The following is a 19,547-nucleotide window of genomic DNA, read 5'->3' as shown; positions in this document are numbered from 1 at the left end:
ATGTGCCTGATTCGCCACTACGGTGGGTTCATTCGAGTCCACCATGGGGGTGGTTGAGTCGATGAAGACTCGGCGTTCGACACGACCGAGCAGGGGGGAAGCATCATGTCGGTGCAGGCGAGTCCGTCGCGTCCGGCAGCCAAGTCGACCGGGGCTGCGTTCGTCGACATCCTGTTGACGCTCGCCATCCTGGTCGTCTCCTTCCTCGCGTTCCTCATCGCCCCGCTCCTCGCGCTGGCCGTCGCCTACCTCATCTACGCGGTGATGCGGCCCCGCAACAAGAAGAAGGCCCAGCAGGCGGCCGCCCTCGGCGGAGGTGGCGGCGGTACGCCGGCCGGCCGGCCGGCCGCGGCCCACGGCTTCGGAGCAGGTACCGCGACATGACCACCACCCAGTCCCAGACGCAGACCCGCCGCCTCCCGCGGCTGACCGACGGCGTCGACCAGGATCTGCGGCACCTCATCCCCGAGGGCATCTGCCGCACGTTCCGGGTGATGCCGTACGCCGCCGTCGACGGCACCGTGCTCGTCGCGGCCGCGGACGCCGACGACAACATCACCGCGCACGTCGTGGCCGAGCGGATCGACCGCCCGGTCCAGCTGGTGCGCCACACGGTCAACGAGATCGTCTCCGCGATCGACGCGGTCTACCCGCCGCAGGACACCGAGGTCGAGACCCCCGAGGCGCGCCGCGCCCGGATGCAGATGGCCCAGATGCTGACCCGCAGCGGGCTGATCACCGACGACCAGCTCCAGCGCGCGATGCTCGAGTACAGCCGCACCGGAGACCCGCTCGGCGACATCCTGGTCTCCCACGAGGCGATCTCCGAGGACACGCTCGTCGCCGCGCTGTCGGAGATGTACCAGATGCAGCGGGTCGGGCTCACCGACTTCACCCCGGACATGGAGGTGGCCCGCCGGCTGCCCGAGCCGCTCGCGCAGGCCTTCCAGGCGATCCCGGTCGCCGCGACCGGGGAGCTCGTGCTGCTCGCCGTGGCCCGGCCGCTGGACGCCGAGGCGGCCGCCGAGGTGGAGGAGGCGCTCGGCGCGCCGTTCCGCCAGCTCCTGGCCAACCGCACCGAGCTCGACCAGCTGATCCAGCAGGTGCACTCCCGGCACTACGCCGAGGTGTCGACCCGCCTGCTGATGGAGACCCGCCCGGAGGAGTCGGCGCACGTCGTCATCTCCGGCGCCCAGAAGGCCTGCTTCGTCATGGTCGCGATCGTGGTCGTGGTCTGCGGCGTGATCTGGCCCTTCGAGACCGCCGTCGGCGTGGTCGCGGCATGCAGCCTGCTCTACCTGGTCGTCTCGTTCTACAAGTTCCGGCTCACGCTCCGCGCGCTGGGCACCCACCTGGAGACCGACGTCACCGACGAGGAGATCTCGGCCCTCGACGAGCGGCACCTGCCGATGTACACGATCCTGGTCCCGCTCTACAAGGAGGCGGCGATCGTGCCGCGCCTGGTGCGCGACATCAACGCGCTGGACTATCCGCGGACCCGCCTCGACGTGAAGCTCCTCTGCGAGGAGGACGACGAGGAGACCGTCGCCAGGGTCCGCGAGATGGAGCTCCCGCCGCACTTCCACCTGGTCGTCGTACCGGACAGCCAGCCGAAGACGAAGCCGAAGGCCTGCAACTACGGCCTGCTGCTCGCCACCGGCGACTTCTGCGTGATCTTCGACGCCGAGGACCGGCCCGACCCGGACCAGCTCAAGAAGGCGGTCATCGCGTTCAGCCGGGTGCCGGGCAACGTCGTGTGCGTCCAGGCGAAGCTCAACCACTTCAACCAGGACCAGAACCTGCTCACGGCCTGGTTCGCCAACGAGTACTCGATGCACTTCGAGCTGATCCTCCCGGCGATGGGCGCGGCGGAGTCGCCGATCCCGCTGGGCGGCACCTCCAACCACTTCGTCACCGCCAAGCTCCGCGAGCTCGGCGCCTGGGACCCGTTCAACGTGACCGAGGACGCCGACCTCGGCATCCGCCTGCACCGCGAGGGCTACCGCACCGCGATGATCGACTCCACCACGCTGGAGGAGGCCAACTCCCAGGTCCCCAACTGGATCCGCCAGCGCAGCCGCTGGAACAAGGGCTACATCCAGACCTGGCTGGTGCACATGCGCCACCCGTTCGCGCTGCTCTCGGCCACCGGCGTCCGCGGCTTCCTGAGCTTCAACCTGACCATGGGCACGGCGTTCGTGCTGCTGCTGAACCCGATCTTCTGGGGCCTGACGACGCTCTACGTCCTCACCCAGGCCGGGATCATCCAGCAGCTGTTCCCCGGCGTGGTCTTCTACGTCGCCAGCGCGCTGCTGTTCATCGGCAACTTCATCTTCGTCTACCTGAGCGTGGCCGGCAGCCTGCAGCGCGGCATGTTCAGCCTGACCCGCACCGCGCTGCTCTCCCCGCTCTACTGGGGCCTGATGAGCTGGGCGGCCTGGAAAGGCTTCATCCAGCTCTTCACCAACCCGTTCTACTGGGAGAAGACCACGCACGGCCTCGACGACGGATCGGCGGCCCACTCATGAGCACCGTGACCGTCGTCCACACCAAGGAGCGCCTCAGCGGCGTGGTCCAGGCGGTCGGCCACCGGCCCAACGACGTCCCGCGCCGCTGGTGGGAGAGCGCCCTGGTCTTCCTGCTCTTCGCCGTCGGCTACTCGCTCTTCGGCCACTGGCTGGTCGTCGAGAAGCACGTGGTCGGCTTCGAGGCCCTCGACCGCCTCAACCGCGCGCTCATGGTCTGGCACAACGACCCGGCCAAGCTGTCCGCGATCGGCTTCGACTACCCGCCGCTGGCGACCATCCTCATCGCGCCGCTGGCGATCTGGCGCGACTTCGTGACCTCGTTGTCCGCCGTACCCGTGGCGTCGGCGATCTTCGCCGCGCTCACCATGGTCGCGCTCAACACGATGATGCGGCGGGCGCTGGTCGTCGGCCCGCTGCGCTACGTGCTGCTGCTCGCGCTCGGCGCCAACCCGCTGGTGCTGCTGTACGCCACCACCGGCACCCGGCACTTCGTGTGGATCGCGTTCGTGATGCTCGGGCTCGGGGCGCTGTTCGCCTGGTACGTCACCGCGGACGTCCGGTTCGTGATGCTCGCCGGCATCGCGTACGCCGTCGCCGCGCTGTCCGGCTACTCCTCGCTCACGTTCTTCGTGCTCAGCGCGATCATGGTCGGCGCGATCCTCGCCCGGCTGGGCGCCGACGGCTCCGAGGTCGAGGGCACCGTCGTCGGGTTCGCCGCACCCACGGTCTACGTGATCGCGCTCTGGATCGTGTTCAACCTGATCCTGCTGCTGAGCCCGTTCGCGTGGATCACCCGCAGCAGCGACTCGGCGGCGTCGGGCGGCCTGGACACCTTCTCGGCGGTGGAGCTGATGGAGGCGACCGGCAAGCTGGTGCTGTACGGCGCGCCGCTGGCGATCGTCGTGCTGCCCGCGCTGATCTTCGCCGGGTTCGCCCGGGGCAACCCGTTCGCGCTCTGGCTGGGCGTGCTGCTCGGCGCCTCGATCCTGATGCCGGCGCTCGCGGTCGCCCTGCGGCTCACCGACTCGCCGATGCTCATGCGCAACGCGCTCCCGATCCTGCTGCTCTCGGTCGTGGGGGCGATCTGGCTGGCCCGGTCGGCCGAGGAGGGCAGCACGCTGGTCGCCGCCCTGGTGATCGTCGGGCTGGTGCTGAGCATCCCGTGGACGCTCAACGCGATGAAGACCTACCGCTACCAGAGCCTCGAGGCGCCGTTCGCCGCCGCGCTCACCACCGGCGAGTCGCAGGAGGGCGCGGAGACGCTCAACGGCGAGAAGGTCGGCATCGTCTCCGAGCAGGCGATGGCGGAGTACATCCGCAACAACGTGTCGCGCCACAACTCGATCCTGACCGACAACGCGCAGACCTACGCCACGATGATGCTCACCGGCCGGCCCGAGCTGTTCTTCGACCGCGTCGACCGGAGCGACGGCCCGTGGAAGGAAGCCGCGCGCAACCCGGCCGAGTCCGTGGACTACCTGCTGATGTCGACCTCCGACAACGGCGACCTGCTCACCAAGCTCTACCCGGAGGCCGCGGCCGGCAACGACCCCCAGCTCCAGGTCGTCTACCGGACCCCTCGCTACGTGCTGGTCGGCGTTCCCGCCGGATACAACCCGGGCACGCAGACCGCCGAGCAGGCCGGGGTGACGTCGTGACCGATGACGCCAGGTCGCAGATCGCGCCGCCGCCGACGGTCGACGACGTGCTGTCGGCGCTGAGCGACGACTCCCGGATCGGCCAGGTCGACTTCACCTCCGCACTGGCGCCCGACCCGCCGTCCCCGGCCGCCGCGACCGACATCGCGGCGTACCGGCCCGACCCGCCGGCCCCGATCGAGCGCCCGCTGCGCCGGGTGACGCCGCCCCCGCCGCCGCCCCCGCCCGAGGACGAGGAGCCGGCGGAGGAGGAGTCTGCACCCGAGCCGGTGGAGGCCGTCGAGCCCGTCCCGGCGCCCGAGCCCGTCCCGGAGCCCGAGCCCGCCCCGGCGCCCAGGAAGGAGAAGGCGAAGAAGGTCCGCCGTCCCAAGCCCGAGCCCTCGCCCGTGCCGGAGCCCGAGCCCGTGGTGGCCGCCGAGCCGGAGCCCGAGCCGGAGCCCGTCGCGGCGACGGAGCCCAAGACCGAGCCCGCCCCCGTCGCCGAGGAGCGCGCCGTCGACGTCGCCCGTGCCGTGGAGGAGGTCGCCGCCGAGGTGATCTCGCGGATGCGCGCCGCCGAGCGGGCGACGCTGCGCCACCTCGACGCGATGGAGACCGAGGCGACCCGCCGCTACGAGCTGGTCACCGCCCAGGCCGAGCTCGACGCCGAGCTGATCCGGCTCCAGTCGCGCCGCGAGGCGCACGCGATCGTCAGCGCCGCGAAGCTCCGCGCCGGCGAGATCGACGACGTCGCCGACGACCCCGACGACGAGGGCCACCGCCTCTCGGTGTTCGGCGACGCGATCTCGCGGGTCGCGGACGCCACCGACAGCGCCCTGAACCGCGGCCGCGGGGACGGAGCGTGAACACCATGACCACGCTGAACGGATCCACCATGCACCGCCGCCGCGCCCGCTACGCCGCCGCCCTGCTCGCGGCCTCCACCGTCCTGCTCGCCGGCTGCAGCAGTGACAGCGACGGCGGCGGGAGCCGCCCCTCGGAGGTCGTCGTCACCGTGGACCCGGCCGAGGCCGCGGCGGTCAACGTGCCCGAGCGCCGGTTCTTCAACGACTCCTCGCCGTGGAACCAGCGCATCGACACGGTCCGGATCGACCCCGACTCGGACAACATGATCGACCGGGCCCAGGAGCGGATCGGCGTCCTCGAGGGTCCGAACGGTTCGTTCAACGAGACCCGCACGCTGGTCGACGACGGCCTCTACATCAACACCACCCGCTGGACCGTGCCGGTCGTCGCCGGCGGTCGGCCGACCCAGCTGGTCTGCCGTCAGCTCGTGTGCGGCGACGGCGCCGACACCACCACGCTGAACATCCCCGACGACGTCGACCCCGACCCGCGCTACGACGGCTGGTACACCGTGTTCGACACCTCGGCGTCGGTCGCCTACGACCTGTGGCGCGCGCGCCGCGAGGACGAGAACACGATCTCGTACAACTACATGCGCAAGTGGGACCTCGACGGCCCGGGCTTCAGCCCGCCGTGGACCGAGGGCGCCCGCGGCTCCGGCCTGCCGCTCTTCGCCGGCCTGATCCGTCCCGGCGAGCTCGAGTCCGGCGAGATCAACCATGCGCTGGCGATCAGCCTGCCCGGCCCGGCGGCGAACGTCTTCGTCCAGCCCGCGTCGTCGACGGACGGCAACGGCCGGAAGAACTCGATCCCGGAAGGCGCCCGGATCCGCCTCAAGCGCGACGTGGTGCTGCCGCAGCCGGTCGACCCGATCACCGGCAAGAAGATCAGGCTGACCAAGCAGCAGCAGCGGCTCGCCGACGCGATCGTGGCGTGCCTGCGCACGTACGGCGCGATCGTGGTCGACCGCGCCGCGGTGCCCACGCTCTACGCCCAGCGCGACGTGACCGACGGGCTGATCCGCGGCAACGAGCTCCAGGGCCTCACCCTGGAGGACTTCGAGGTGCTGCCGCTCGGCCGGACCTACCGCTACCCCCCGGACGAGAAGGACCTCGCCGAGCTGGCCGATCCCGGCGAGTCGCCGTCGACGTCACCGTCGACGTCGCCGAGCGGCTCGCCGTCGAGCTCGCCCGACCAGGGGGCCCAGTGATGACCACGACCAACCGACGTATCCGCGCCGCGAGCGCGCTCGCCGTCGCCGCCGTGACGCTCTCGCTGCTCTCGGCGTGCTCGGACCCCGCCCAGGACGCGACCGAGCAGGTCGACCAGGGCCAGGCTGCGGACTTCCGCGCCGACCAGCAGCGGCAGGCCGACATCGACAAGGCGTACGCCGCCCTGCCGCAGCGCCCGTCCGGCGTCGTCGACGTCGACGGGTCGACCGGCGGGTCGCTGACCCGGGCCGAGGTCGATCTCTACGAGGGCACTCCGAACGCCGCCGAGGTCCGCTACGCCGACAACGGCGAGGACCAGGCGTTCCAGGAGTTGTGCGCCGGTCGGATCGACCTGGTCGACTCGGCCCGCCCGATCAGCCGCGCCGAGTGGGAGGCCTGCCAGGCCGTCGGCCTGGACGTGGTCCAGTTCCAGGTCGCGTCCGAGGGCATCGTGCTCGCGATCAAGTCCGAGACCGACGTGGGCGCGGACTGCCTGAGCACCGACCAGGTGCGCGACATCTACCGCGCCGGCTCGCCGCTGACCAACTGGAGCCAGGAGCCGCTCGGCTTCGACGACGTCCCGCTCAAGGTGGGCGGCCCGAGCACCGACAACACCGGCTTCGGCTTCTTCGGCCGCTACGTGCTCGGCGCGCCGGAGCCCTCGCGGGTCGACCTGCGCTCGGACTACTACCTCGCCGAGACCGACGAGGAGGCCCGCCAGTTCGTGGTCGGGAAGCCGTGGATGCAGGCCCGCGCGGCCCAGTACGACGACGCCAGCCGGATCCGGGCCCAGGCCGACCAGGCGCTCCAGGACGCCCGCAAGGAGATGCTCGCCGCCCGCGACGAGCTCCGGATCGCACTCGCCGAGCGGGCCAAGGGGATCCGCGACGAACGGCCGGCGGCGGACAAGAAGAAGGACCAGGAGCGGGTCGACGCGGCGTTCGAGCGTCGGTCCAAGGCCAGGGACCGCCTCAACGCGGTGCTGGTCCGGTACCAGGCGGCCGACGGCACCTACACCGGCATCGCCCGGGCCCGGACGATCTTCAACGGCTACCGCGGGCACGTCGCCTACTTCCGGTTCAGCTACTACGAGCTGTTCGAGGACCAGCTGCGGCCCTTCGAGATCACCCAGCCCAACGGCCAGACCAACTGCATCTTCCCGAGCCAGCGGACCATCACCAGCGGTGAGTACCCGCTCTCGCGGCAGCTGCTGATCACCACGACCACCCGGTCCCTGGCCCGCGGCGAGGTGCGCGACTTCATGACGCACTACCTCAAGTCGGCCCAGACCCTCGCCGAGCAGCAGCGCCTGGTCGTGCTGCCCGACGAGACGGTGCGAGCCCAGCAGGCGTGGCTGACCGGCGAGCAGGCACCGCTGCTCTACGCACCTGACGACGACGCCACCGCGCCGGCCACGCCGGTGCAGAGCGAGAAGCCTGCCCGGTGACCCGTCGGCGTACGGCCCTCGTCCTGCCGCTGCTGCTCGTCCTGGCCGCGGTGGGCGTGGCGCCGACGTACGCCGGCGGCGGCTCGGAACGGGCGAGGCAGGACGTCCAGCAGTCCAAGCGGATCGTCGTGAAGTGGCAGGGCTTCCAGAAGCGGCCGAAGTACGTGAAGGCCGCCGACGTGCCCGGCATCGGGCAGGTCGAGCTGGTCTGCCGGCCGAACGCCACGATGATCCGCATCCGCGCCAACGACCGCCGCGCCGAGACCCAGATGTGGCTGGCGAAGTTCGAGACCAAGGACGGCACGGACCGGGTCGCGGTCAAGAACGTCCGGGTCTACACCTACGCCACCGCCGCCGACGACGGCACCGGCGGGACCGGCCAGCGGGCGCACGAGGGCCTGAACCAGAGGACGCCCATCGAGGACTTCCAGAAGGGCTGGGCGTACGGCGTGATCAGCCAGCGCCCGGGCCGCCAGAGCGACGGCGGCGGCACCATGGCGCTGCCGGCGACGGCGTTCCGGCTCACCTGGTACTGGGAGCGGTTCGCCTATCCCGGCAGCCAGTACTGCAAGATGACGCTCGCGCTGAACACCGACACCACCCAGCAGTTCGGGCTGAGCTGGCACGGCGACGCCGAGGCCGGCCGTGCCAACACCAGCACCGCCGTGCTGCCGGGCTTCGGCGAGGCGATCCTCAAGTGCGAGACCGGGCGGTACGGCGAGCAGTCGATCGCGCTGCGCCCGGAGAGCCCCGACGCCTACATGGACTACGAGCTGGTCCGCGGCGAGGGCCAGGTCTCCGACCGCGTCGACAAGTACACCCTGCCCTACGACCCGGTCACCGGCCTGCTCGGCCCGGTCGACCTCCCCACCAACGGCATGATGCGGATCTGGTGGTCGGTGAACGGGGTCAAGCGGGCCTGGGCGCTCTCGTCCTACCTGGTCACCAACAACGAGGCCAAGCCGTGGCTCAACCTCTGCGAGGTCGCGGCCACCCGCATGCGCTGAGCGCCTCGGTCACCACGCCGAGCACCGGCACCGCGCCGGACTCGATGTCGGCGAGCGGCACCCACGCCACCGCGTCGGTCGTGCCGCCCTCCTCGGAGAGGACCGGCTCGGCGGCGTCGGGGATCGTCGCGTCGAAGACCAGCGACACGGAGTGGAAGTCCTCGTAGCGTCCGTTGGGCGCGGTGCCGCTGAAGCGCTCGTCGTGCACCGCGACCAGCTCGCCGACCGCGGCCTCGACGCCGCACTCCTCGCGGACCTCGCGCAGCAGTGCGCTCCGCGGCGGCTCGCCGTGGCCGACGCCCCCGCCGGGCAGCGTCCAGGAGCCGGTGTGGAAGCCGCGCGCGGAGATCCGGGTCAGGAGCACGCTGTCCCCACCGTCGACCGAGCGCCGCACCAGCGCGTAGGCGCCCAGCCGCTGGTGGCGGAACGGCGCGTGGTCGGCCAGCGCCTCCAGCACCATCGGCGCCACGGGCACCGTGCCGTCGAGCACCTGCGCGACCGGCTGCCACGCGGCCGCCATCGTCGAGCCGCCCACCTCCACGACGCGCGGCTCCGGCGCGTCGAGCGGCACCCATCCGTCGTACACGATCCGCAGCGCGTGCGCGTCGACGCGGCGGCCGTCGCGCCACACCCCGGGCAGGTGCGCGGAGTAGACGCGCGCCGTCTCCCCCACGACCGCGTCCAGCCCGGTCTCCTCGTGGACCTCGCGGACGACCGCGTCGCGCGGGTCCTCGCCGTGGTCGAGCCCGCCACCGGGCAGCGTCCAGAGCTCGTCGGCGGTCACACTCGCCGACAGCCGGCTGAGCAGGATGTCGCCGTCGCGCAGGATCACGGCGTACGCCGCGACCCGCTGCCGCTGGGGCAGGCCGGCCATCACGAGAACGGCGGCCGGTGGTCGCGCGCGATCGAGCGCCGGCCGGCCCAGCGCCAGACCCGGGCCGCGCGGTCGCGGTCCTCGTCGGTCACCAGGTTGCCCATCCAGCGCAGCGCCAGCGTCATCAGCCGGTCCGAGCGCATCCCGGCCGGGCCGAGCGTGGGCAGCAGCCGCGGCACGGTGACCAGTCCGGCCAGCCGGCGGGCGATCGAGAACGCCTCGCCGTAGTGCTCGCGCAGCAGCGCCGGCCACGCCGACGCGAGGTCGTCGCCCGCCACCAACATGTCGGCGACCAGCCGACCGGTCTCGAGGCCGTAGTCGATGCCCTCGCCGTTGAGCGGGTTCACGCACGCGGCCGCGTCGCCGATCAGCGCCCAGTTCGGGCCGGCGACGTGGGACACCGCGCCGCCCATCGGCAGCAGCGCCGAGGTCGGCATCCGCAACTCGCCGTCGAGCTGGAAGTCCTCGCGCCGCTGCTCGGCGTAGTGCGCCATCAGCGGCTTGATCGCGATGTCCGCGGGCCGCTTCGCGGTCGCGAGCGTGCCGACGCCGAGGTTCACCTCGCCGGTGCCGAGCGGGAAGATCCACCCGTACCCCGACAGCACCGGCCCGACGGTCCCCGAGCCCGTCGAGGGGCCGCGCAGCTCCAGGTGCGAGCTGATCCACGGGTCGTCGGACATCCCCGAGGCGACGTACGACCGGCCGGCGACGCCGTACACCGTGTCGCGGTGCCACTCCCGCCCGAGCACCTTGCCCAGCGGACTCCGCACGCCGTCGGCCACGACGACCCGCCGGCAGGCGATCTCGACGTTCTCGGTGGCCGAGCCTGTCGAGACCCGGAACACCACCGCCGACACCCGGCCGCCCTCGCGCCGTACGTCGAAGGCCCGGGCGCCGTCCACCGCGACCGCGCCCGCCTTGATGGCGGTGGTGCGCAGGTGGTCGTCGAGCTCGGTGCGCGCCACGGCGGAGCCCCAGTCGGGCAGCGAGCCGCCCGGCCACGGCAGCAGCAGGGTCTGCCCGAACCCGTGCGCCCGCAGCCCCCGGTTCACCGGGTGCGCGCGCAGCCAGTCCTCGAGGCCGAGCCGCTGCAGCTCGCCGATCGCCCGCGGCGTCAGCCCGTCGCCGCACGTCTTGTCGCGCGGGAACCTCGCCGCGTCGGCGATCACCACCTCCAGCCCGGACCGCGCCGCCCACGCCGCGGCCGCCGACCCCGCGGGGCCGGCGCCGACGACCAGCACGTCGGTCTGCGCGGGGATGCTCACCCCTCGATTGTCTCAGGCGAGGAGCCGCGGCGCGGCATCAGGCCGCCCGGTAGGCCCGGTGGCTGAGCAGGTGGATCCGGTGGTTCCGGCACCCCGTCGTCGGGTGCGGGACGAACTGCGATTGCGTCTCGTCGGGCAGGTAGACCCGGAACCCGTCCACGGGCGCCGGCCGGCAGCGGCGCCGCGGGTACGGCGAGTAGTCGGTCGCCGCCACCGGGCTGACGACCCTCTCGCCGGCGCCCACCTCGACGGTTCGCACCCGGCTCTTCTCTCGGACCGCCGGCGCCCCGATCTGGGTGCCGTCGCCGCCACCGACGTACGACAGCCCGCCGTACCCGCGGATGCTGCAGGCGTGGTCGGACTCGTTGGTCAGCACGATCCGGCCGTACTCATGGCTCATCCCCGCCCCGGTCTGGCGGTACGACGCCACCAGCTCGGCGTTCGTGCACTCCGGCACGCCGGCGGCGGCCACCGCCCCGGCCGGCACGCTCGTCAGCCCGAGAGCCATGGCCGCCAGCGCGGCTCCCCACATCGACCTCATCGGTACCTCTCCTCCCCGGGCCCGCCCACCGGGCCCACACCGATGGGATGCACCGTGAGCGCCCCCGGTTTCGTCACACCGCCGGCCGATGACATCGTGCGCCGGGTGGGGCCAGCCACCTCGTACGACGTCGTCCCGTCGGGCTGGCGGGGAGGTCATGCGGGTTGGTCGTCGAGGGGACAGCGTCTGGGCTGTCCCGACCACCATCTCGGCGCAATTGCGCTGTTGTGACAGTGCCTGCCCCGGCCCGGCTGCCATCCCGGCGCAATTGCGCCGCTATGACAGTGCCCGCCGCGCTCCGACCGCCGTCCCAGCGCCGGTCGCTGCGGCCGCCAGTCCATATGACCTCCCGGGCAGAAGCCACCGTCACCGCGGCGAGACGGCCGAGGGCCCCACCACCCGCTGGGGTGATGGGGCCCTCGGCCGTGCTGCGGCTACGACTGGGTTCCGAGACGCGTCTCGTGCTGGCGCGCGATCTGCGTCGACGCTCCTCAACCTGGTTCGTCGTATCAGACCCTGAGGGCTTCGCCCTCAGTTCTGATACGAACCGAAGTCGAAGTCGTCCAGGGCGACCGCCTGGCCCGAGCCGTTGCCGAACTCGTAGTCGTAGGCGTCGTACCCGGTGACGGAGTACGCCGCCGCGCGGGCCTCCTCGGTGGGCTCGACCCGGATGTTGCGGTACCGCTCGAGGCCGGTGCCCGCCGGGATCAGCTTGCCGATGATCACGTTCTCCTTCAGGCCGCGCAGGGAGTCCGAGCGGCCGTGGATCGCCGCGTCGGTGAGGACGCGGGTGGTCTCCTGGAAGGAGGCAGCCGAGAGCCACGACTCGGTCGCCAGCGAGGCCTTGGTGATGCCCATGAGGACCGGGCGGCCCGAGGCCGGCTTGCCGCCCTCGGAGACCACGCGCCGGTTCTCCTCCTCGAACCGCCCCCGGTCGACCAGGTCGGACGGGAGCAGGTTGGTGTCACCGGACTCGATCACCGTGATCCGGCGCAGCATCTGCCGCACGATGATCTCGATGTGCTTGTCGTGGATCGACACGCCCTGCGAGCGGTACACGGCCTGGACCTCGTCCACCAGGTGCTCCTGGGCCCGGCGGACGCCGAGGATCCGCAGGACGTCCTGCGGGTCCGGCGTACCGACGGTGAGCATCTGGCCGACCTCGATGTGGTCGCCGTCGGCGACCAGCAGGCGCGAGCGCTTCGAGACCGGGTACTCCTGGACCTCGGAGCCGTCGTCCGGCGTGACCAGGATCTTGCGAGCCTTGTCGGTCTCGTCGATCTCCACGCGGCCGGAGGCCTCGGAGATCGGCGAGCGGCCCTTCGGGGAGCGCGCCTCGAAGAGCTCGACCACACGCGGCAGACCCTGCGTGATGTCGTCGGCCGACGCCACGCCACCGGTGTGGAAGGTGCGCATGGTCAGCTGCGTGCCGGGCTCGCCGATCGACTGGGCCGCGATGATGCCGACGGCCTCGCCGATGTCGACGAGCTTGCCGGTGGCCAGCGAGCGGCCGTAGCACTTCGCGCAGGTGCCGGTCTTGGCGTCGCAGGTCAGCACGGAGCGGACCTTGACCTCCTCGATGCCGGCCGCGACCAGCTCGCCGATCTTGACGTCGCCGAGGTCCTCGCCGGCGACCGCCAGCACCTCGCCCGTCTCCGGGTGGGTGACGTCGACGGCGGCCGAGCGGGCGTACGCCGCGGTCTCGGCGTTCTCCGCCTTGACCACCGAGCTTCCCCCGGCATCAGGAGAGTCGCGACGCTCGCCGATCCGCTTGGGCAGGCCCCGCTCGGTGCCGCAGTCGTCCTCGCGGATGATGACGTCCTGCGAGACGTCCACCAGACGACGGGTCAGGTAGCCCGAGTCGGCCGTCCGCAGCGCGGTGTCGGCCAGACCCTTGCGGGCACCGTGGGTCGCGATGAAGTACTCGAGGACGGTGAGGCCCTCGCGGAAGTTGGACTTGATCGGCCGCGGGATGATCTCGCCCTTCGGGTTCGCCACGAGACCACGCATGGCGGCGACCTGCCGGATCTGGTTCATGTTCCCGGAGGCGCCCGACTCGACCATCATGTAGATCGGGTTGGCACGGTCGAACGTCGTCTCCATCGCCTTGCCGACCTCGTTGGCCGCCTGGGTCCAGATCTCGATGAGCTCCTGGCGGCGCTCCTCGTCGGTGACCAGGCCGCGCTCGAACTGCTTCTGCACCTTGGCCGCCTGGGCCTCGTAGCCCGAGAGGATCTTGACCTTCTCGCCCGGGGTGGTCACGTCGTCGATGGAGACGGTGACGCCCGACCGGGTGGCCCAGTGGAAGCCGGTGTCCTTGAGCGCGTCCAGGGACGCCGCGACCTCGACCTTCGTGTAACGCTCGGCGAGGTCGTTGACGATCGCGCCGAGGGCCTTCTTGCCCACCTCGTAGTTCACGTACGGGTAGTCGGCCGGCAGGGTCTCGTTGAAGAGCGCGCGACCCAGCGTGGTCTCGAGCGTCATCGTCTGCGGACCCTCGAGGTCGCCCGCGATCTCCAGCGGCGGTACGACGTCGTCGAAGCGGACCTTGATCCGGCTCTGCAGCGAGATCTCGCCGTGGTCGAAGGCCATGATCGCCTCGCCGACCGACGCGAACGCACGGCCCTCGCCCGGCTGGCCCTCACGGTCGGTGGTGAGGAAGAACAGGCCGATGATCATGTCCTGGGTCGGCATGGTCACGGGGCGGCCGTCCGACGGCTTGAGGATGTTGTTCGTCGACAGCATCAGGATCCGGGCCTCGGCCTGGGCCTCCGCGGACAGCGGCAGGTGCACGGCCATCTGGTCGCCGTCGAAGTCGGCGTTGAACGCCGAGCAGACGAGCGGGTGGATCTGGATGGCCTTGCCCTCGATCAGCTGGGGCTCGAACGCCTGGATGCCGAGACGGTGCAGCGTGGGCGCCCGGTTCAGCAGCACCGGGTGCTCGGTGATGACCTCCTCGAGCACGTCCCAGACGACCGGGCGGGCGCGCTCGACCATCCGCTTGGCGGACTTGATGTTCTGCGCGTGCGACAGGTCGACGAGGCGCTTCATCACGAACGGCTTGAACAGCTCGAGCGCCATCTGCTTGGGCAGGCCGCACTGGTGCAGCTTCAGCTGCGGACCCGACACGATGACCGAGCGGCCCGAGTAGTCCACGCGCTTGCCGAGCAGGTTCTGGCGGAAGCGGCCCTGCTTGCCCTTGAGCATGTCGGACAGCGACTTCAGCGGCCGGTTGCCCGGGCCGGTGACGGGGCGACCACGGCGGCCGTTGTCGAACAGCGAGTCGACGGCCTCCTGGAGCATCCGCTTCTCGTTGTTGACGATGATCTCGGGCGCGCCGAGGTCGAGCAGCCGCTTGAGGCGGTTGTTGCGGTTGATGACGCGGCGGTACAGGTCGTTGAGGTCGGAGGTCGCGAAGCGGCCGCCGTCGAGCTGCACCATCGGGCGCAGGTCCGGCGGGATGACCGGTACGGCGTCCAGCACCATGCCCTGCGGCTGGTTGCCGGTCTTGCGGAAGGCGTCGACGACCTTGAGGCGCTTGAGGGCGCGGACCTTGCGCTGGCCCTTGCCGTTGGCGATGGTGTCGCGCAGCGACTCCACCTCGGCCTCGATGTCGAAGGACTGGAGGCGCTTCTGGATCGCCGTGGCGCCCATGTGGCCCTCGAAGTACTTGCCGAACCAGTTCTTCATCTCGCGGTAGAGAATCTCGTCGCCCATCAGGTCTTGGACCTTGAGGGACTTGAAGGTGCTCCACACCTCGTCGAGACGGTCGATCTCGCGCTGCGAGCGGTCGCGGACCTGCTTCATCTCGCGCTCGGCGCCGTCCTTGACCTTGCGGCGCTGGTCGGCCTTGGCGCCCTCGGCCTCGAGGGTGGCGAGGTCCTCCTCCAGCTTCTTGGCGCGGTCGTCGAGGGCGCCGTCGCGGCGCTTCTCGAGGCGCTCGCGCTCGAGCTGGACCTTGCCCTCGAGCGAGGACAGGTCGCGGTGGCGGGCGTCCTCGTCGACGTCGGTGATCATGTACGCCGCGAAGTAGATGACCTTCTCCAGGTCCTTCGGCGCCAGGTCGAGCAGGTAGCCCAGGCGGCTCGGCACACCCTTGAAGTACCAGATGTGCGTGACCGGGGCGGCCAGCTCGATGTGGCCCATGCGCTCGCGGCGCACCTTGGACCGGGTCACCTCGACGCCGCAGCGCTCGCAGATGATGCCCTTGAAGCGCACCCGCTTGTACTTGCCGCAGTAGCACTCCCAGTCCCGGGTGGGACCGAAGATCTTCTCGCAGAAGAGGCCGTCGCGCTCGGGCTTGAGCGTGCGGTAGTTGATGGTCTCCGGCTTCTTGACCTCGCCGTGGCTCCACTGACGGATGTCGTCAGCGGTGGCCAGGCCGATCCGAAGCTGGTCGAAGAAGTTCACGTCGAGCACGAGGCTGCAACCCTTCGGTAGTTACTTGAGAAAAGTGAAGTAGTGGGGGCGGAGGCGGGGCCCCGACGGTGGTTGAGGAGGTCGTTCTGCGACCGTCTCGAAACCCCGTCGGGGCACCAGCTCACACCTCTTCGACCGAGCTGGGCTCGCGACGGGACAGGTCGATGCCCAGCTCCTCGGCGGCGCGGAAGACGTCCTCCTCCGCGTCGCGCATCTCGATGGTGGAGCCGTCCTGCGACAGCACCTCCACGTTGAGGCAGAGCGACTGCATCTCCTTGACGAGCACCTTGAACGACTCGGGGATGCCGGAGTCGGGGATGTTCTCGCCCTTCACGATGGCCTCGTAGACCTTGACGCGTCCGGGGACGTCGTCGGACTTGATCGTGAGCAGCTCCTGGAGGGCGTAGGCGGCGCCGTACGCCTCCATCGCCCAGACCTCCATCTCGCCGAACCGCTGGCCGCCGAACTGGGCCTTACCGCCCAGCGGCTGCTGCGTGATCATCGAGTAGGGGCCGGTGCTGCGCGCGTGGATCTTGTCGTCCACGAGGTGGTGCAGCTTGAGGATGTACATGTAGCCGACCGAGACCGGGTCCGGGAACGGCTCGCCGGAGCGGCCGTCGAACAGGCTGGCCTTGCCGTTCTCGCCGATCATCCGGACGCCGTCGCGGGTCGGGAACGTCGAGCCGAGCAGGCCGGTGATCTCGTCCTCGCGGGCGCCGTCGAACACCGGCGTCGCGACCTTGGTGTTCGGCTCGGCCTTGTCCGCGTGGATCTTGATCAGGCGCTGCTTCCAGTCCGCGCTCTTGGCGTCCTCGGACAGGTTCAGGTCCCAGCCCTGCTTGGCCAGCCAGCCCAGGTGCAGCTCGAGGATCTGGCCGATGTTCATCCGGCGCGGCACGCCCAGCGGGTTGAGGATCACGTCGACCGGGGTGCCGTCCTCCATGAACGGCATGTCCTCGATCGGCAGGATCTTCGCGATGACGCCCTTGTTGCCGTGGCGGCCGGCGAGCTTGTCGCCGACGGAGATCTTGCGCTTCTGCGCCACGTAGACGCGGACCAGCTGGTTCACGCCCGGGGGCAGCTCGTCGCCGTCCTCGCGGTCGAACACGCGGACGCCGATGACCGTGCCGGACTCGCCGTGCGGCACCTTCATCGAGGTGTCGCGGACCTCGCGCGCCTTCTCGCCGAAGATCGCGCGGAGCAGCCGCTCCTCCGGGGTCAGCTCGGTCTCGCCCTTGGGCGTGACCTTGCCGACCAGGACGTCGCCGGTGGTGACCTCGGCGCCGATGCGGATGATGCCGCGCTCGTCGAGGTCGGCCAGCATCTCCTCGGAGACGTTCGGGATGTCCCGGGTGATCTCCTCGGGGCCGAGCTTGGTGTCGCGGGCGTCGACCTCGTGCTCCTCGATGTGGATCGAGGTGAGGATGTCCTCCTGCACCAGGCGCTGGCTGAGGATGATCGCGTCCTCGTAGTTGTGGCCCTGCCAGGGCATGAACGCCACGAGCAGGTTGGTGCCCAGCGCCATCTCGGCGTCGTCGGTGCACGGACCGTCGGCGATCGGCGAGCCGACCTCGACCCGGTCGCCCTCGGCGACCAGCGGGCGCTGGTTGATGCAGGTGCCCTGGTTCGAGCGGCGGAACTTGGCCAGCTTGTACGTCGAGTAGGTGCCGTCGTCGTTCATCGTCTCGACGACCTCCGCGGAGACCTCCTTGACGACACCGGCAGCGGTGGCGACCACGACGTCGCCGGCGTCGACCGCGGCGCGGTACTCGATGCCGGTGCCGACCAGCGGTGCGTCGCTCCTGATGAGCGGCACGGCCTGGCGCTGCATGTTGGCGCCCATCAGCGCCCGGTTGGCGTCGTCGTGCTCGAGGAAGGGGATCAGGGCCGTCGCGACCGACACCATCTGGCGCGGCGAGACGTCCATGTAGTCCACCTCCTCGGCCAGGACCTCGGAGACCTCGCCGTCGCGCTGGCGGACCAGCACCCGCTCCTCGACGAAGCGGAACTTGTCGTCGAGCGGCGCGTTGGCCTGCGCGATGACGAAGCGGTCCTCGTCGTCCGCGGTCAGGTAGTCGACCTTCTCGGTGACCCGGCCCTTCTCGACGCGGCGGTACGGCGTCTCCACGAAGCCGAACGGGTTGATCCGTCCGAACGACGCGAGCGAGCCGATCAGGCCGATGTTCGGGCCCTCCGGGGTCTCGATCGGGCACATCCGGCCGTAGTGCGACGGGTGGACGTCGCGGACCTCCATGCCGGCGCGGTCGCGGGACAGGCCGCCGGGGCCGAGGGCCGACAGGCGGCGCTTGTGCGTCAGGCCGGCGATCGGGTTGGTCTGGTCCATGAACTGCGAGAGCTGCGAGGTGCCGAAGAACTCCTTCAGCGCGGCGACCACCGGGCGGATGTTGATCAGGGACTGCGGCGTGATCGCCTCGACGTCCTGGGTCGTCATCCGCTCGCGGACCACGCGCTCCATGCGGGCCAGGCCGGTGCGGAGCTGGTTCTGGATCAGCTCACCGACGGTGCGCATCCGGCGGTTGCCGAAGTGGTCGATGTCGTCGGCGGAGATGTCGAGGGCGCCCTGGGGCGCCTCGACCTGCTCGCGGCCGTCGTGCAGCGCGACGATGTACTTGATCGCGGCGACGACGTCGGCGATCGTCAGCGTCTGCTGGTCGAACGCCTCGACGAGGCCGAGCTTCTTGTTGATCTTGTAGCGGCCGACCTTGGCCAGGTCGTAGCGCTTCGGGTTGAAGTAGTAGTTCTTCAGCAGCGTCAGCGCGGCCTCGCGCGTCGGCGGCTCGCCCGGGCGCAGCTTGCGGTAGATGTCGAGCAGCGCGTCGTCGGGACCCTGGGTGTGGTCCTTCTCCTCGGTCAGCTGGATCGACTCGAACGAGCGGAGCTCGCTCATGACGGCGTCGTAGTCGTACTCCTCGCCGGTCTCGGCGGCGACGGCCTGCAGGGCCTTGAGCAGCACGGTGACGTTCTGCTTGCGCTTGCGGTCGAGGCGGACGCCGACCAGGTCGCGCTTGTCGATCTCGAACTCGAGCCAGGCGCCGCGGCTGGGGATCAGCTTCGCGGTGTAGATGTCCTTGTCGGAGGTCTTGTCGGCGGTGCGCTCGAAGTAGACGCCCGGCGACCGGACCAGCTGCGACACGACGACCCGCTCGGTGCCGTTGATGATGAAGGTGCCCTTGTCGGTCATGAGCGGGAAGTCGCCCATGAACACGGTCTGGCCCTTGATCTCGCCGGTGTCGTTGTTGGTGAACTCCGCGGAGACGTAGAGCGGGGCGGAGTAGGTGAAGTCCTTCTCCTTGCACTCGTCGACGGTGTACTTCGGGTCGTAGAAGACCGGGTTCTCGAACGACAGCGACATCGTCTCGGAGAAGTCCTCGATCGGGGAGATCTCCTCGAAGATCTCCTGGAGACCGGACTTGGAGGAGACGTCCTCGCCCTCGCCGCGGCGGCGCTCGACGGCGCTCTGCCACTGGTCGTTGCCGATCAGCCAGTCGAAGCTGTCGGTCTGGAGGGAGAGGAGCTGCGGGAGCTCGAGGGGCTCGGTGATCTTTGCGAAAGAGATGCGGCGGGAGGTGTTACCGGAGGTGCTGCGCGCGGCCAAGAGGTGTCCTTCGACGATTCGCTCTTCGAGGGCGTCGGACCCACCACAAAGTCGGCCACCGGGCAGGCCGACGAGCATTTGAGGGCAGACGCAAGTTGGCAGCCTACCGCAGGCACGAGCCCATCACAAACAGCA

The 19,547-nt window shown here is 70.6% G+C and carries 12 protein-coding genes; 7 read left to right on the top strand and 5 right to left on the bottom strand.

From position 1 onward, the window contains the following. The first annotated feature begins 111 nt into the window (after nt 1-111). The 7 genes from ACYVKX_RS11245 to ACYVKX_RS11215 are packed head-to-tail and all read left to right on the top strand — an operon-like array spanning nt 112 to nt 8,697. Nucleotides 112-384, top strand: a complete 273-nt coding sequence (locus ACYVKX_RS11245; RefSeq protein ID WP_460832085.1) for a hypothetical protein — start codon at nt 112-114, stop codon at nt 382-384. After that, nucleotides 381-2,528 carry a glycosyltransferase gene (locus ACYVKX_RS11240; protein ID WP_460832082.1) on the top strand — a complete coding sequence of 716 codons (2,148 nt, stop codon included), beginning with the start codon at nt 381-383 and terminating at the stop codon, nt 2,526-2,528. Before ACYVKX_RS11245 ends, ACYVKX_RS11240 begins: the two co-directional genes overlap by 4 nt. After that, nucleotides 2,525-4,186, top strand: a complete 1,662-nt coding sequence (locus ACYVKX_RS11235; protein WP_460832080.1) for a hypothetical protein — start codon at nt 2,525-2,527, stop codon at nt 4,184-4,186. Before ACYVKX_RS11240 ends, ACYVKX_RS11235 begins: the two co-directional genes overlap by 4 nt. Next, a complete protein-coding gene (locus tag ACYVKX_RS11230) occupies nt 4,183-5,031 on the top strand; it encodes a hypothetical protein (RefSeq protein WP_460832078.1) in 849 nt (282 codons plus the stop codon). The genes ACYVKX_RS11235 and ACYVKX_RS11230 overlap by 4 nt, the downstream gene beginning before the upstream one ends. Nucleotides 5,032-5,036: 5 nt before the next feature. After that, entirely contained in the window at nt 5,037-6,242 is a 1,206-nt protein-coding gene (locus ACYVKX_RS11225) for a hypothetical protein (protein ID WP_460832076.1), read from the top strand. Continuing rightward, nucleotides 6,242-7,690, top strand: coding sequence for a substrate-binding domain-containing protein (locus tag ACYVKX_RS11220; RefSeq protein ID WP_460832074.1), 1,449 nt, complete (start codon nt 6,242-6,244; stop codon nt 7,688-7,690). Before ACYVKX_RS11225 ends, ACYVKX_RS11220 begins: the two co-directional genes overlap by 1 nt. Next, on the top strand, nt 7,687-8,697 hold the full coding sequence (locus ACYVKX_RS11215; protein WP_460832072.1) for a hypothetical protein: 1,011 nt from the start codon (nt 7,687-7,689) through the stop codon (nt 8,695-8,697). Before ACYVKX_RS11220 ends, ACYVKX_RS11215 begins: the two co-directional genes overlap by 4 nt. On the opposite strand, the gene ACYVKX_RS11210 is transcribed toward ACYVKX_RS11215, so the two are convergent. The 5 genes from ACYVKX_RS11210 to rpoB all read right to left on the bottom strand — a co-directional run bounded on the left by ACYVKX_RS11210 (nt 8,660) and on the right by rpoB (nt 19,412). Continuing rightward, a complete protein-coding gene (locus tag ACYVKX_RS11210) occupies nt 8,660-9,571 on the bottom strand; it encodes an NUDIX hydrolase (RefSeq protein WP_460832069.1) in 912 nt (303 codons plus the stop codon). The two genes, ACYVKX_RS11215 and ACYVKX_RS11210, sit on opposite strands and share 38 nt — an antisense overlap. Next, nucleotides 9,571-10,836 carry a geranylgeranyl reductase family protein gene (locus ACYVKX_RS11205; RefSeq protein WP_460832067.1) on the bottom strand — a complete coding sequence of 422 codons (1,266 nt, stop codon included), beginning with the start codon at nt 10,834-10,836 and terminating at the stop codon, nt 9,571-9,573. The genes ACYVKX_RS11210 and ACYVKX_RS11205 overlap by 1 nt, the downstream gene beginning before the upstream one ends. Nucleotides 10,837-10,873: 37 nt before the next feature. After that, entirely contained in the window at nt 10,874-11,377 is a 504-nt protein-coding gene (locus ACYVKX_RS11200; protein WP_460832065.1) for a DUF4232 domain-containing protein, read from the bottom strand. A 531-nt stretch (nt 11,378-11,908) separates the two neighbouring features. Continuing rightward, entirely contained in the window at nt 11,909-15,796 is a 3,888-nt protein-coding gene (locus tag ACYVKX_RS11195) for a DNA-directed RNA polymerase subunit beta' (protein WP_460832063.1), read from the bottom strand. Nucleotides 15,797-15,917: 121 nt separating this feature from the next. Next, the gene (rpoB, locus tag ACYVKX_RS11190; protein ID WP_460832061.1) at nt 15,918-19,412 is read right to left on the bottom strand and encodes a DNA-directed RNA polymerase subunit beta; all 3,495 of its coding nucleotides are present in this window, start codon (nt 19,410-19,412) and stop codon (nt 15,918-15,920) included. Nucleotides 19,413-19,547: the final 135 nt, after the last annotated feature.

It is taken from the genome of Nocardioides hungaricus (assembly GCF_054782915.1).
The sequence above is the reverse complement of the archived record's forward strand: the minus strand, read 5'-3'. Positions and strand labels throughout refer to the sequence as shown.

Bases quoted from the DNA above. Each gene is read 5' to 3' on its own strand.
- ACYVKX_RS11225 (WP_460832076.1), top strand. From the start codon at position 5,037: ATGACCACGCTGAACGGATCCACCATGCACCGCCGCCGCGCCCGCTAC.
- ACYVKX_RS11220 (WP_460832074.1), top strand. From the start codon at position 6,242: ATGACCACGACCAACCGACGTATCCGCGCCGCGAGCGCGCTCGCCGTC.
- ACYVKX_RS11235 (WP_460832080.1), top strand. From the start codon at position 2,525: ATGAGCACCGTGACCGTCGTCCACACCAAGGAGCGCCTCAGCGGCGTG.
- ACYVKX_RS11210 (WP_460832069.1), bottom strand. From the start codon at position 9,571: ATGGCCGGCCTGCCCCAGCGGCAGCGGGTCGCGGCGTACGCCGTGATC.
- ACYVKX_RS11240 (WP_460832082.1), top strand. From the start codon at position 381: ATGACCACCACCCAGTCCCAGACGCAGACCCGCCGCCTCCCGCGGCTG.
- ACYVKX_RS11200 (WP_460832065.1), bottom strand. From the start codon at position 11,377: ATGAGGTCGATGTGGGGAGCCGCGCTGGCGGCCATGGCTCTCGGGCTG.